The 13514-nt window shown below is 47.1% G+C and carries 10 protein-coding genes; 3 read left to right on the top strand and 7 right to left on the bottom strand.

Annotated features, from left to right (window positions below):
- Window positions 1-115: 115 nt before the first annotated feature.
- Window positions 116-4135 carry a PAS domain S-box protein gene (locus PLE7327_RS09415; protein WP_015143615.1) on the bottom strand — a complete coding sequence of 1340 codons (4020 nt, stop codon included), beginning with the start codon at window positions 4133-4135 and terminating at the stop codon, window positions 116-118.
- 140 nt (window positions 4136-4275) lie between these two features.
- Between PLE7327_RS09415 and PLE7327_RS09410 the strand changes: the two genes are divergently transcribed.
- On the top strand, window positions 4276-4848 hold the full coding sequence (locus PLE7327_RS09410) for a hypothetical protein (protein ID WP_015143614.1): 573 nt from the start codon (window positions 4276-4278) through the stop codon (window positions 4846-4848).
- A 481-nt stretch (window positions 4849-5329) separates the two neighbouring features.
- Here PLE7327_RS09410 and PLE7327_RS26240 read toward each other — a convergent pair whose 3' ends face one another.
- Complete coding sequence (locus PLE7327_RS26240; RefSeq protein WP_015143613.1) at window positions 5330-7156, bottom strand: right-handed parallel beta-helix repeat-containing protein; 1827 nt, start codon at window positions 7154-7156, stop codon at window positions 5330-5332.
- A gap of 202 nt (window positions 7157-7358) precedes the next feature.
- On the opposite strand from PLE7327_RS26240, the gene PLE7327_RS09400 reads away from it, so the two are divergent.
- Window positions 7359-7730: a HetP family heterocyst commitment protein gene (locus tag PLE7327_RS09400; protein ID WP_015143612.1), complete on the top strand. Its 372-nt coding sequence runs from the start codon at window positions 7359-7361 to the stop codon at window positions 7728-7730.
- A 131-nt stretch (window positions 7731-7861) separates the two neighbouring features.
- On the opposite strand, the gene PLE7327_RS09395 is transcribed toward PLE7327_RS09400, so the two are convergent.
- Together PLE7327_RS09395 and aat are read right to left on the bottom strand one after the other, a co-directional pair.
- Complete coding sequence (locus PLE7327_RS09395; RefSeq protein ID WP_015143611.1) at window positions 7862-10162, bottom strand: nitric-oxide reductase large subunit; 2301 nt, start codon at window positions 10160-10162, stop codon at window positions 7862-7864.
- Between the two features lie 93 nt (window positions 10163-10255).
- Window positions 10256-10825 (bottom strand): leucyl/phenylalanyl-tRNA--protein transferase, encoded by a 570-nt coding sequence (gene aat / locus PLE7327_RS09390; protein WP_015143610.1) that lies wholly within the window; start codon window positions 10823-10825, stop codon window positions 10256-10258.
- Window positions 10826-10875: 50 nt separating this feature from the next.
- Between aat and PLE7327_RS09385 the strand changes: the two genes are divergently transcribed.
- Complete coding sequence (locus tag PLE7327_RS09385) at window positions 10876-11208, top strand: hypothetical protein (RefSeq protein WP_015143609.1); 333 nt, start codon at window positions 10876-10878, stop codon at window positions 11206-11208.
- Between the two features lie 71 nt (window positions 11209-11279).
- Here the strand turns inward: PLE7327_RS09385 and rpsN are convergent, their stop codons facing one another.
- From rpsN to rseP, 3 genes are all read right to left on the bottom strand, one after another.
- Window positions 11280-11582 carry a 30S ribosomal protein S14 gene (rpsN, locus tag PLE7327_RS09380; RefSeq protein WP_015143608.1) on the bottom strand — a complete coding sequence of 101 codons (303 nt, stop codon included), beginning with the start codon at window positions 11580-11582 and terminating at the stop codon, window positions 11280-11282.
- Between the two features lie 103 nt (window positions 11583-11685).
- The gene (gene nth / locus PLE7327_RS09375) at window positions 11686-12387 is read right to left on the bottom strand and encodes an endonuclease III (RefSeq protein ID WP_015143607.1); all 702 of its coding nucleotides are present in this window, start codon (window positions 12385-12387) and stop codon (window positions 11686-11688) included.
- A gap of 6 nt (window positions 12388-12393) precedes the next feature.
- Window positions 12394-13473, bottom strand: coding sequence for an RIP metalloprotease RseP (rseP, locus tag PLE7327_RS09370; protein ID WP_015143606.1), 1080 nt, complete (start codon window positions 13471-13473; stop codon window positions 12394-12396).
- Window positions 13474-13514 lie beyond the last annotated feature (41 nt).

The following is a 13514-nucleotide window of genomic DNA, read 5'->3' as shown; positions in this document are numbered from 1 at the left end:
TTTGGTTAGTTGTCATGGGTCATTAGTCATTTGATGAAAGGATTGGGGATCGGTTAGTAGTTAGTAGTTGGTGGTTAGTTTTCTCCCTTGTCTCCCCACACTCCCCACACTTCCCCTACTCCCGATTCCTGCCTTTTTGAAGAAAGGCTTCTGCATCTTCTTTACTGAGCGGTTTTGAGAAGAGATAGCCTTGTCCTTTTTCACAAGCAAGTTTTTTGAGTTGTTCGAGTTGTTCCTTGGTTTCTATGCCTTCAGCGATCGCATTCATGCCTAAAATGTCAGCCAGGGCGACGATCGCTCGCACAATTTCGCTGCTGTCGTCTTCGGGCTTTATTTGCTTTATAAAAGAGCGATCGATTTTAATGGTACTGACGGGAAAACGGTGTAAATAACTTAACGATGAATAGCCCGTACCAAAGTCATCGAGACACAACTCAATATTTCGCTTTCTTAATTCTAAGAGTAAATCGGTAGCAACTTCGACATTTTCTATCAGCAAGCTTTCGGTAATCTCTAGCTTTAAAGTACTTCCATCCAAACCCGTTTCAGCTAAAACGCGATCGATCTGCTCGATGAAATTAGTTCCTCGAAGCTGTTTGCCGGAAAGATTGATATTGATTTTCAAAGGTAGTTGCTGTGGAAATTGCTCCTGCCAAGTCCGCATTTGCTGGCAAGCTTCTTTGAGCATCCACTGACCGATGGGAATAATTAAGCCCGTTTCTTCGGCGATGGGGATAAATTCGGCAGGCAAGATTAATCCCCTCTTTGGATGCTGCCAGCGAATTAATGCTTCAAATTCCGTAATTTTCCCGCTTTTTAACGACACGATCGGCTGATAGAAAACTAAAAATTCTTGCTGGTTAATTGCCCGTCGCAGATCGGTTTCTAGTTGTAAGCGAGATACGGCAAGCAGATACATTTTCGTGTCAAACACAGCATAACATCCCTTGCCCTGTCCCTTAGCCCGATACATGGCGGTATCGGCATCTCGGAGGATCTCTTCCGAGCTTTGATAATCGGAGTTACTCAAGGCAATACCAATACTGGTATTGGTGAAAACTTGTTGGCCGTCGAGATCGAAAGGCAAAGTCAGAGTCTGGAGAATTCTCTCAGCAATGAGAACAGCCTCCTTAACCGTCTTGATATCTTCTACAAGAATTGTAAACTCGTCGCCGCCGAGTCGAGCTAGGGTATCGCTGGGACGAAGGTACTCGCTCAATCGACGGGCAAAACCTTGTAGCAAGCGATCGCCCATCAAATGTCCCAAGCTGTCGTTGATGAGTTTAAAACCATCGAGGTCGAGAAACAGGACGGCAAATAGACTCTCTGGGTGCCGTTTAAGGCGCTGAAGCGCGTGCTCCAAGCGATCGGTAAAGAGAGCGCGATTGGGTAAGTCGGTTAGGGGATCGTAAAAGGCATTGCGCTGAAGTTGCGCTTCTGCTTGCTTGCGTTCTGTAATATCAGTATCGGTGGCGTCGATCCGAATGGCTTTGCCCGAACCATCATAAATGACTTGACTGCGATTATATAGCCAGCGTACCTCCCCATCGGGTCGCACGATGCGATATTCCATTTCGAGACTGCCAGTCTCGTGTAGCTGTTTGAGATAGTGCTTCACCTGTTTTTTGTCCTCTGGATGCACGATTTTAAACCAGAGGGTGGGATGGTTGTAAAACTCCGATGCGGAGCGACCGAAAACTTTTTCCGCAGTCGGGTTCATGTAGAGGGTTTTCAATGTAGTTGCTGAGGCTGACCAAACCACATCTTGAATGGAGCTGAGAATTCCTTCTAGCCGTCGTTCGCTCTCGTACAGTGCCTGCTCTATCCGCTTGCGATCGGTAATATCTGTAATCATGCCCAACGCTCCGGCATAATTCCCTTCGCTGTCAAATAAAGGATTGCTAGATAAAATCGTCCATAAATCGGTTCCATCTTGGCGGCGGAGCTTGAAATCAAAACTTTCTCGGATTCCTTGAAGGTGACGCTTTCTATGAGCCATAGCAATTGCCCTATCTTCCTCGTCGAGAAAAGCCAATAAATTTTTTCCCATCATTTCCTCGACGGTGTAGCCTAGCATCTGAGCCATTTGCGAGTTGACAAAGCTGGTGTTACCGTCGCGATCGAGTACCCAGATTCCTTCGGCTGCCGTTTCCACGATCTGGCGATATTTTTCTTCGCTCTTTTGTAGGGCTTGTTCGGCTTTGTAGCGTTCCGTAATATCTCGCAGAGAGACAAGGTAGGCGGTTTTTCCTTGCCAGTTAATTTCTCTGACTCGCATTTCAGTAGTAATTAGTTCTCCTGTCTTTTGTTGGATGCAGATTTCAGCAATGTTTCCGACTACGCATGGCAAGCCAAACGAACGGTCTAAAAGTTCTGCCATAGAAAGTCCGAAAAGCGATTCGGCAGCCGGGTTAACAAACCGCACCTTGCCATCGAGATCGACGACGAGCAAACCGTCGGAAATTGTGCTGATAATTTTCTGCAAGCGATCTTCCTTCTCTTGTAAATCTATTTCTGCTTGTTTGCGATCGCTAATGTCGCGTACTACGATCAACGCTTCTTCTTCGCCCAGCGGAGAAATCCTTATCTCTTCGTAGGAGAGTTTGCCGCATTTTTCTAGTTGATGCTCGTAAACTTGCAATTCGCCTGTAGCTATAGCCCGCTCGACCGCCTGCAATTGCTTCCTTAATAATTGGGGAGGTAATACCTCACACAGATGTTTCTCCATAGGAAGAAAAGTCCTTGCCTCTGACTCTTTTGGGGGTATGAAGTCAAGACACACACCATCTTGCCGAACTCGCATAATCAAATCGGGCATGGCATCGACGATCGCGCGATTGCGAGCTTCACTGTGCTGCAAGGCTTGTTGGGCATGCTTTTTTTCGGTGATATCGGTAGCAATCCCATCGATCCGAATCGGTTTCCCAGAGCAGTCGTAAATCGGTTGAGCGCGATCGCGAATCCAACGCACTTCTCCATTGGGGCGAACGATTCTATATTCGAGATCTTTGTTTATGCCTTGCTCGATTACGAGGCGGGAAGCTGTCTCAACCTGCTGGCGATCTTCGGGATGAACGGCTTCTAGCCACAAGTTTGGATTTTCTATGAATTCTGAGATGGTATGACCGTAGATGCTTTCGGCGACGGAGTTGATATAGATGTATTGGTTGGTTTCTAGGGAAATCGACCAGACGAGATCTTGGAGGGAATTGAGAATATTGTTGAGATGTTCTCGACTCTCCCTCAATAACTGCTCTGCCTGTAGGCGCTCGGTTTCTATTTGCTTGCGTTGGGTAATGTCGCGATCGATGCCGCGATATCCCCGAAATCTGCCATCAGCGTCAAAAATCGGAACTCCGCTGGTTTCGAGGACGACTAAACGACCGTCTTTGTGGCGGTTGGTATTTTCTATACATTGAAAGGGAAGCTGTTGAGTTACGAAGGTAGTGAAAATCTCACTCACCCGACGAGCTTCTGCTTCGGGCATTAGATCGAAGGGAGTTTTGCCCAAGACTTCTTCCGGTTCGTATCCCAGCAGTTCCCGAACTTTGGGACTAGCATAGGTATAAACCGCGTTTTCATTGACTTCCCATACCCAATCGCTGCTTGTCTCGACTAAGTTGCGAAACTGTTCTTGGCTTTCTTGCAAGGCTGCTTCTGTTCGCTTGCGATCGCTAATATCTGTAATGATGGCGATCGAGTATTCGGGGTTGCCTACTTTGTCGCGTGCTACCGAGATGGCGATCTGACACCAAATAATCGCTCCGTCTTTGCGAATGTAGCGCTTTTCTTTTAATAAGCTTGATGTTTTGTCGTCTAAAAGTCCTTGCCCCCAGGTGCAATCGGATTCAAAATCGTCGGGGTAAATAATATCGGTAAATAGCAACTGACAAAGTTCTTCGGCAGTGTAACCCAGAAGCTCGCACAAACTTTGATTGACTTCTAAAAATCTGCCATCGCAAGCTATTTGAGCGATTCCTACCGCCGCTTGCTCGAAAATTTTTTTTGAGTGAGTCAGTGCTGCCTTTAATTGTTTTCGGCTTATCAGATATCCTAAGAAGAAGCTAGCGAATCCTAACAGGAGGAGCGCCAAACTTAAATAATCGATCGGGGCTGAAGTAATCTGACTTAACATATTTAGATTTCAACCCTTTAGAGTTCTCTATCGGGCTGCGATCGCAATTTCAGATAGCTAACTTTAAAAAATTATAATTTCACCATTTTCTGAAATTGTACTCAATTAGTCGTTCTAGATTCAAAACTAAAAATCTAATCGTGCAATCTGAAGAAATCGCAACCATCCTTAGTGAATATTTCGGCGTCGATACCGTAGAGATGCCTACTGCCGACTCGTGGCAGGTGAATACTCCTCAAATGCGCTTGTTGGTCATTCTTTCTGAGGATAAATCTTGGCTGAGGCTATTGCTGCCGATCGCTCCGGCACAAGAAGTACAATCCTTTCTAGAGCAGCTCCTCGAAGCTAACTTCGATCTGACCCAAGAAGTTCGCTATGCGCTCTATCAGGATGTTTTGTGGGGAGTTTTTCAACATAGCTGCCCCACTCTAACGACTGAAGATTTTAAAGGCGCGATCGTGAAATTAGTGTCTTTAAAAGAAAAAGGGTTAGAAGAATGTTTCAACCTACTGATTGAAAAGCGCATCCGCCAAATTATCAAAGCTGCCAAACTCCAGGGACAAAGCCTCGAAGCAACGCTACAAAACCTCAAGCGCATGTACGAGGAGGGAATGCTCGGCGGTTTACAGCAAGATCCTCAGGAAAGACAACGATTTCTAGCCGCTTGGCAATATCAATTAGAGCGTCTCTGGTCGGAAGTTGAAATCCCCTAGTGGCGTTGCTGAATTTAGGGATGATATTAAATCCGTTTAATTGACCATAATATGTAGTGCGCAGTGCGCCTAGTTGAGTGACAAAACTCAAATCGCTCTCACCCCAACCCCTCTCCCGCTCTGGGAGAGGCTTTCCACTTAAGACTTTGAACTGAAGCCCCTTCGCTCCTTGTGGGAGAAGGGATTTAGGGATGAGGGGACAAAGATTTGTTAGTCAATCAGGTAGTGCGCTCATCGTAACCTGCGCGTAAGCGCATACGTCTCGCTCGCTTTTCATGCTTGCTCGAACGCGAGCTAGAAGCTCGCACTACTAGTTATTATGTTTGTTCAACCGGATTTAATATGGTTTGTCATTTTGAACGGAACCCTTCGCTAACGCTCAAGGGCAGGCTCCGTGTACTGAAGAATCCTGACAGATGCTTCGTTAGACTTATACCTGGCAATAAACCCCAAAAGTATACATACAAGTCCTCCGATGCGTCTAGGCTTGAATGAGAAAATCAGAGGCGGTAAGCGTTGGAATATTACTCAACACAGCAAACTGTCCTCCCGATCCAAAACCGTTGGCAGAGCTATTAGGATTGTAGAACAAATTTCCGGTAGAGCGACTATAGACGATCTTGGCGGCGCTAGTGGCTGCTGTCGTCTCGTTGGCAACAGCAGCAAACTCTTTTGCAGTGCCGCTTAATTCCGTGAACGTAGTGCGATCGAGAATAATTTTGTCAGTTTTAGAGGCAAAATCCCTAATGCGGTCAACGCCAATAACGGCTCGATTGAAAGCACTGTTTATGTCGAAGTAGAAGCGATCGCTGCCACTGCCGCCAATGAGGGTGTCATTGCCCGCGCCGCCTTTTAGAAGATCGTTGCCACTGCCGCCAATGAGGGTGTCATCGCCAGCCTCACCCCCGAGAGTGTCATTGCCCGTGCCACTCGTCGTGGGCGTATCGTCACTAGCTTCAGTGCTAGCAGGAATAGGATTGCTGCCAGTAAATTCCCAAGCTCCGATGTCATGGCAACCGTTAACCGGGCGCGCGCCGCCTAAATAGTCGTTAGCGGGAGCATTTTGAGAAGTTCCAGCGTCGATGGCAGGGGAGCCTTTCCGCAATTGATAATCTTCGGCTTTAAAGCCACCCGGTTTGACTAATAAGGGATCGGCTTGTAAGTCAGAACTCGCTCCCTCTACAGAAGCCGTTTCCATTCTTGCTGAGCTATCATACCACAGATTGCGCTGAAAATTGAGACCGTCAAGACTAGGCATATAAGCCATTATCCTTCCATTCGTTTGATGGAAAATGTTGTTAGCAAAGGTGGTATTAACGTGACCCTCATCCTCGTCAACGTGAAGTAACTCCTGGGTGCCTTGATAGAAGGTGTTGTTAATCACCTGGGTGTTTCTCAGACCGCCGCCTTTTTCGTAATTGCCATAGAAAAAACCTGCTGACCCACCAATGACGATGTTGTTGCGGACAACATTGCGATCGAGCTCGGATCCTAGAACATTAGTACTGGAAAATTCATTGCCCATCTGTATTCCTGCCGATGGGTGCCAAGTTTTTCCTCCATCTTGGCTGCGCCAAAACTCGCGATTTCCCGTGTTATAGATGAGATTGTTTTCCAACACGGAATCGGTCGCGTTCAACACGTACATTTCGACCGCGTAATTGTCGTAGACGACATTTCCAGAGGCTCTATTTTTACTGCCAGAAATACCAATTCCTTCACCGAAGTTATTAAAGACTCGGTTATCGGTAATCGTAATGTTGTTGCCAAAACCGCTAATTCCCTGACCCCAACCTCCGTAGAAATCACGAGCTTGGCTCTTGAGGGTAGCGCGATACACCGTGTTGTCATCAATTAGAATATTTGTCGGGCGAGCGTCAGACCGATCGTAACCGACAAAGATCCCCGTATCCCAGGTATTATGTACGGTATTATTTAAGATACGTATATCATCGCCTCCCCAAACAGAGATCCCATTCTTCGGAGCGTAACGAACTTCAAAGCCTTCAAAATCGATATATTGACCGTCAAGGTGAACGAGAGAAGACCCTTTGGGCAACTTGCTGCCATCTAGGATAGGTTTTTCGCCCTCGAAAGCGCGAATGGCGATGCGAGCATCCTCGGTGCCAGAACGATTCTCACCTAACCAGATTCCGTTTTCGGGATAATAAACGCCACCGCGCACATAGATTGTATCGCCTGGTTTCACTTGGGAAATAGCACGGGTTAAGGTGGCAAACGGACGGTCAATCGTTCCAGAATTATTGTTGGTGTCGCTACCTGTTGTTGAAACGTAGTAGTCGGTCATAACTTATTTTTAGGGAACAGTAACCGCAAGGATTGTAACAGATATTGTCATAAATCCGATAAATGGTAAAGAAAATAACATTTTTCTTGGGAAAGTAGATAAATTTCTAAAAAATCCGGAAAGCTACAGTTGCCAATTGTGGTTAATTCTGACGGAATAGAACTCTCAAACTAACTGTCATCTTTGAGGAGAAAACGCGACAATGGGCCAACAACTCGCTTATAGCCAAGCCAAACAGACCAAAGCTATGACCAACGAACAGTTCGAGCAAATTGTCGAAGCAATCCTAGCTGGAAAATACTCTTGGGCGTGCGTTCTTATTCTGCGCTTTGCTGGTTACAATCCCCTTCACTACATTCCTTACCGCACCTACAATCGACTGCTCAAAGATAACTGCTTGCAGGGCAAGTCAACTCAAGCACAACCAGATGTCGCCTCAGTCATCAAATCTAGCCACGGTCTATCGCTTGAGCGAGTCGCGCAAATCGACGATCTTAATTTCACCGAAGAAGTCGATCGCAACAGTACGAAAGTTCGCGGTGGCATGGGAATTTTTGAATATTTTTGGCGTTAAAATCTCGGTGTTGGCTCCGAAATTATACCGTTTTCAAAAATGCCTGCTATAAATTCCATGTTTAATCCACCCATACTCCCCACACCTCCTTCTCTCTTCATCGGTAGCCAGAAAAGAGAAAATTGATATTATTACCTTGAAGCCTCTAACTTTGGTTGGATGGTTTGTACCGGAAAGTGGAAGATGGCAACAATTGCCCTTACGGTAAAGATAAACATTGTCAGCGCGCCGATGGCAAAAATGACATCTCCTGGAATCCGCAGCCATACCGTCCATCGCATCCAAGGACTGCCGATGACTTCAGCACTGCGAGCAAACCAGGTTCCCTGCTCGATCGACCGAACCAGTTGATAGAAACCATTGGGAATCAGACCAAACACCAACATGCCGACTAAGCCACCGTTAATCGTCCAGAAAGCAAAGCGCAGCAACTTCTCATTCCAGGCAGGTTCGGGGGCGAATTCCCTCAGAGCAAACAGCATTAGCGCCAGTGCCAGACAGCCGTAAACTCCAAACAGGGCAGCGTGGGCGTGAATGGGCGTGGTATTCAATCCCTGAGAATAATACAGCACGATTGGCGGGTTGATTAAGAAGCCAAATATGCCCGCACCCACCAAATTCCAGAAGCAGGTAGCGATAAAAAAGCGCAACGGCCAGCGATAAAACCCTTCCGCTTCCTGGGAGAGTTTAAGCGTCCTCAAGATCTCAAACCCGATCAGTGCCAGAGGCACGACTTCCAACGCTGAAAATACCGATCCCACTGCGGCAATGAAGGAGGGCGTTCCCGAAAAATACAGGTGGTGCAGCGTGCCGATAATGCCACTGCCCAGATACAAAATGGTCGTCAGATAAGTCGCCCGCAAAGCCGAAGACTTTTTCAGAAAGCCTAGTTCGCTGCACAGATAGGCAATAGCGACCGTGGCAAATACTTCAAAAAAGCCTTCCACCCAGAGATGAACTACCCACCAGCGCCAATACTCGGCAAGGCTCAAAGGAGTGCGATTGCTATATGCCAAGCCGACCGAGTAAAACAGAGGAATGGTAATGGCACTGTAGAGGAAAAAGTGACTCAAGCCCGTGGGATTTTTTTCTAGGCGCAGAGCGGGTTTGAAGGCGCGGTACATCAGCCACACCCAAAATATCATGGCACCGATGAGTAGCAATTGCCAAACCCGTCCCAGTTCGATGTATTCATACCCTTGGTGTCCCCAAAAGAAACTACTCTTTACGTCCAAAACGCCAGTTACCGCCTCCCAAGTGCCAATTGCAGAACCGACGACAACAACCGCTAAAGCGACGAGGAGAATGGTATTACCAACCGCTTGATATTTGGGTTCGTAATTCCCGAAACGGGGAGCGAAATAAAGTCCGGCTGCCAGCCAGCAAGTGGCGATCCAAAATAGGGCGAATTGCAAGTGCCAAGTGCGCGAGGCTGCATAAGGAAGAAATCGAGCTAGCGGGATGCCATAAAACCCCTCTCCTTCCACTGCATAGTGGGCAGTGAACATCCCCATCAAAATTTGAGTCAAAAACAGCGCCATCGCCACCCCAAAAAATAAGGAGGTAACTTTTTGGCTGGGCGTGGGAATGCGAACCGCCGGACGAGTCGGTACGGGCTGAATTTCTTCGGTTTCTTCTTGCTGCAAGTAAACAAACAAAAATGCCCCAATGCCAGCAATGAGAACGACTACCGATACAATCGACCAGACAAGAAATTGTCCCGGTGCCAGATTGCCAACTAAGTCATCATGGGGCCAGTTGGCAGTGTAGGAAAAAGGGGCACCCGGACGAGTCGCTGCTGCTGCCCAAGCAGTCCAGACAAAGAAAGCTGTAACGTTGTGGATTTGAGTCTCGTCCTTAAACCAACCGTTGGGAATGGAGTGGATTGCCGAACCGCGAGCTAATAACTCGCGATAGTCGTCAAAAACCTTCTGCAAGCCTTGGGTTTGTTCGCTGGTGAGAATCAGTTCGTGGGTTTGCAGATCGTAGCGGTTGGTTTTGAACTGTTCGCTCGTTTTCGCGATTAAACTGGCTCGCTCTGGCGCTGATAAAGCCTCTAGCTCCTCCTGAGAAAAATCGGGCTTGCCGTCGTATAGTACGCCAGCAGTCGCCAAACCCCAGCGATGAAGTACGTCGGCAGTCCAATCGGGAGCGAGATAGCTGCCATGCCCCCAGACGCTACCAATATGCTGCCCCCCACGAGCCAGATAGGTTTCCTGTCCGGCTTGAATTTCTGCTTGAGTAATGATGATTGCTTGTTGGGGAGATCTGATGATTTCCGGCACGGGGGGAGCATTTTTCCAGATTGCTGCCCCTGCTGCCAACAGAGCGCTAAAAGAGAGAATGCAAATCAATACCAGCCAAGCAGGGAAATCAAAAGAGCGCGATCGCGCCCTGGCGGCAACGTTGATGTCTAAGGTTGAATCGGTCATCGTAGCGAACCTCAAACCTTACTAATGCAGTTGGGCTTTTCTATCATTGTAATTTGTTATTTCGCGCGCGATCGCTACCGGATCGATACAGTCCTATGCAAATTTGCATTGACGCGCCAACGCCTTGCGTAGCAAAATTTGGTATTCTTTATCGCTGACGAGATAAGAGCCAAATCGTTCTAAGTGAGGATTTTGTAATTGAGCGTCAAAGAGAACAAATCCTCGCTCTCTAAGATGTTCGACTAGCTTTACCATCGCTACTTTTGACCCTTCAGGAATGCGATAAAACATCGATTCTCCGATAAACGCTCCTCGGATGACGATCCCTAAAATTCCGCCTGCCAAGCAGTCGCCTTGCCAAGTTTCAAAGCTATACGCCCAACCGGCTTGGTGAAGTGCAAGATAAATTTTCATCAATTCGGGGGAAATCCACGTCGTTTTGCGATTGGCACATCCTTCACATACTGCTTGGAAATCTCGATTAATTGCTACTGTAAAACGTTTCTGGTTTAAAACGCGGCGCAAAGACTTGGGATAGCGAAAGCGATCGTCGAGGGGAATTAGCGTTCTCTGATGGCTAGTATACCAGCCTAATTTCCCTGATTCGTCCGCCATCAGAAAATAGCCTTGGGCGTACCCCTGTATAATAGACGCAATATCCACAGAATTATTATGCTTTCAGAATTCAGAATCAAATCGTTCGGAATTCTCCCATGACGGCTCAACCCATTCCACCGATTACCCTACCGCCAATTGAAAGTCCCGACCGAGAAGGCGAGTGGCTGCAAAAAGCTTTGCACGAGTGGCTGAATCGAGAATTTATCCCCGAAGCCATTAACGAGAAAATCGCTCAACGAGCGGCTCAAATCTTTGTCCGACAGCGCCTTGAAGGGGAAAATGACTTAGGATCTCTCGTCATCGCTATCGTGACCGAGATGCAAGCTTTTGATTTTCGAGAAAGTTTTTATAGTGAATTCGCGATCGCCAATGCAGTCAGCGATCTAATTTTAGATAGTTTAGGATTCGAGCGCTGTTGCGGACAATAAAAATAAAAGAAGTAAAAAGGTAAAAGTAAAAAGGAAAAAATAGTTTTTGCCTTTTACCTTTTGCCTTTCCCTTACCAGCTAGACTTAACCACGCCGGGTAATAATCCTTGGTGCGCCCATTCCCTCAGCACGTTACGAGACAGTCCGAAATCGCGGTAGTAAGCTCTAGGTCTGCCTGTGACCATACAACGGTTGCGGTGGCGATTGCGAGCGCTATTGCGAGGCAATTGTTGTAGTTGGCGATGGATTTCGATTTTTTCGTCTAAGGTTTCAGCTTTACGGAACTGCTCTTTTAATTCAGCTCGTTTAGCAGCATATTTAGCGATCAAACGACTGCGCTTTTTCTCGCGCTCGATCATAGATTTTTTTGCCATAAACTCTACTTGCTAGTATTCCTAAAATTTAAGACAGCATTTTCTATCTTATCCCATCCTTTCTTCAAAGGAAGATAGAAGATAGCAGAAGGGGTGTTTTTCCTTATTCTGCCAGCAGTGCAGGAGCTTTCTGAGTTAGTGTCGGCTCGAACGTCTTGGCGGAAGGACATAAGTGAGCCAATTTGCAGGCCCTGCAATTGGGGTTTCTCGCTTTACAGACTGCTCGACCGTGGTAAATCATTCTAATGGAAAAATCTTCCCAATCGGGTTGGGGCAAAAGCTTCATTAAATCTCGTTCGATCTTGACTGGGTCGGTTTCTTTCGTCAAACCTAGCCGCCTGCTCAAACGCTTGACATGAGTATCGACGGTTACGCCTTGGTTAATCCCGTAGGCATGAGCGAGGACGACATTTGCCGTCTTTCTGGCAACGCCGGGGAGCGATAGTAGCTTTTCCATCTGTTTCGGGACTTCGCCGCCAAATTCATCGATAATTTTTTGACAGGCTCCTTGGATGTTTTTGGCTTTATTGCGATAAAATCCCGTCGAACGGATTAGGTTTTCTAGTTCTTCGCGATCGGCATTTGCCAAAGAAACGGCATCGGGAAAGCGAGCAAATAGTTCTGGAGTAACTTGATTGACTCGTTCGTCGGTACATTGAGCCGACAGAATCGTAGCCACTAACAATTGGACTGGGCTTGCATAGGTTAGGCTACAGGTAGCATCGGGATAGAGGCGTTTGAGTAGAACGAGAATCTCCAATGCCCGTTGTTTTTTCGAGGCAAATTTGCGCGTAATACTTGCCACGGCTACCTATTGAAACAATTCCTGAAAAAAGGCTAAACTGGCGGTATCCCGAACGATGAGAAAAACGCCTAAACTCAACAAGAGAACCAATCCGGTTTGCATAATTCCCTCCTGAATCGTTCTTGGCAGGGGTTTACCGCGCAATCCTTCAACTAGCAAAAATACCAACTGACCGCCGTCGAGAGCGGGTAGGGGTAAGATATTGATAATTGCTAGGTTAATACTAATTAGCGCTGCAAATTGAAAAAGATTTCCTGCATCGTTACGAGCAATATTGGCACCATATTCGACAATTTTGACGGGACCTGCCACTTGCTCGGCATTTTCCTTAAAGTTACTAATTAACTGCCAAAATCCTTTAGCGGTTAAACTGGCAAGGTTTTGATAGGCATCGGCACTCAAGACAAGCACTTCACCAATCCCTTGAGGACGACGAGTCCCTACATTTGGCGATAGCATTACTCCGATTTTTCCTTTGCCATCGCTACCGAGTTCTGGCTTTACGGTTAGGGCTAAGGTTTCTTGACCTCTTTGAACTATTAGATTAAGCGGTACATTAGGAGAATTCTGAATGGTTTCTCTGAGGGAAGTAATCGCATCCGGCGATGCGCCGAGATCTCGCCCGTTAACCGATACAATGATGTCGCCTGCTTGAATTCCAGCCTTGACAGCCACAGAGGCAGTTTCTGGCAGGACTTGGGGAACGGCAACGCCTGCTCGAAAGTCTTGTATGCCTACGGTGGCTACTTGACCAACTAGGAGGAAATAAGCGAAGACTAGATTAGCGATAACTCCCGCGCTAATCACGATCGCCCGATCGAGAATCGGACGATTGCGAAGTAAGTTAGGGTCATCGGCAGGGATTTCGCTATCGGGGTCGTCATCGGGAAAACCAACGTAACCGCCGAGAGGAAAAGCGCGGATGGCGTATTCGGTTTCGGAGCCTTGATATTTGAGGAGGACTGGACCGAAACCGATGGAGAAACGATTGACGCGAATGCCTTGAAACCGTGCTGCTGCAAAATGACCTAATTCGTGAACGACAATTAAAAGCGCCAAGACGGCGATCGCTGCCAAAACTGACATAACAAGCCTAAATATAAAAATTACCTATGTCTTTGTCCATT

This window comes from Pleurocapsa sp. PCC 7327 (genome assembly GCF_000317025.1).
GTDB lineage: Bacteria > Cyanobacteriota > Cyanobacteriia > Cyanobacteriales > Microcystaceae > Hydrococcus.
This window is presented reverse-complemented; position numbering and strand designations above follow the sequence as displayed.